1 protein-coding gene is annotated in these 920 nt (G+C 60.3%); it reads right to left on the bottom strand.

The genetic code is table 11. The features are described from left to right. The coding region (locus ACR0B3_RS24250) for a SecDF P1 head subdomain-containing protein (RefSeq protein WP_480811273.1) at positions 1-916 on the bottom strand (916 nt) is incomplete at its 3' end. Positions 917-920: the final 4 nt, after the last annotated feature.

Here is a 920-nt window from a genome sequence, read left to right as displayed (position 1 = left end):
CGCCATGCGGGTTAAAGCCGAAGCTGACATTGGGTTGGCCATTTTGTGCGTCAAAACCGGGTTGGCTGTCAACAAGATCATCGCCCGTCACCACAGGGGTTTCTTCCAGAATATAATACGCGCCCTCTTCATCCATGGAGGGCAGCAGCAGTTGCCGCGCGTCCACACGGGCCTCAGGGTCGCTGGTGCGGGTGATGACAGGGTGAAAGGTCAGGCGTGCCGTGGTGCCAATCAGGTCTTTCAACTCTTGTGCAGAGCCGACACCAGGGACTTGGATCAAAATCCGATTTTCGCCTTGGCGTTGGATTGTCGGCTCGCGGGTGCCTGCCTCATCCACACGGCGGCGCACAATTTCCACAGATTGCTGCATAGTGCGATCATCGGTTGCGATCTTCTCCGCCTCAGAGAGCGAGACGATCAGCACATCGCCCTCGCCGCGCGCCTCAAGGCTGGCTGATCCTACACCTGTTAGGCTGACAACAGGGCCGCCCAAACCGCGGGCCAATTCCACCGCGCGGGCCATGCCCGAAGCCTCACCCAATTGCACCCGCAATTCGCCTGCGGGGGCATCGGTGCGGCGAATGGGGCCGACCTCATCGCGGGCATCGCGCAAGGCATCGCGCAACTCGGGCCACAGCGCGTCCATGCGTGCGGCATAGACATCCTCAACCCGCACCTCAGCCAAAAGATGCGCGCCACCGCGCAAATCAAGCCCAAGATTAACAAGGCTTGAGGGCAGAACAGACGGCCAAAGCGCCAAATCCGCTTCGAGTTCAGGCGTAGAGGGCGCGCCACCTTCGAGGGCAGCAAGGGCATCATTGTGACGCTCGACCCGATCATAGGCCAAATTTGGAACGGCCGAAGCCAGTGCAACCAGAACCACCCCCCAAATCAGGATGCGTTTCCATAGCGGGATATCG

The sequence above is a fragment of the Ruegeria sp. CE9 genome, from assembly GCF_056537425.1.
This window is presented reverse-complemented; position numbering and strand designations above follow the sequence as displayed.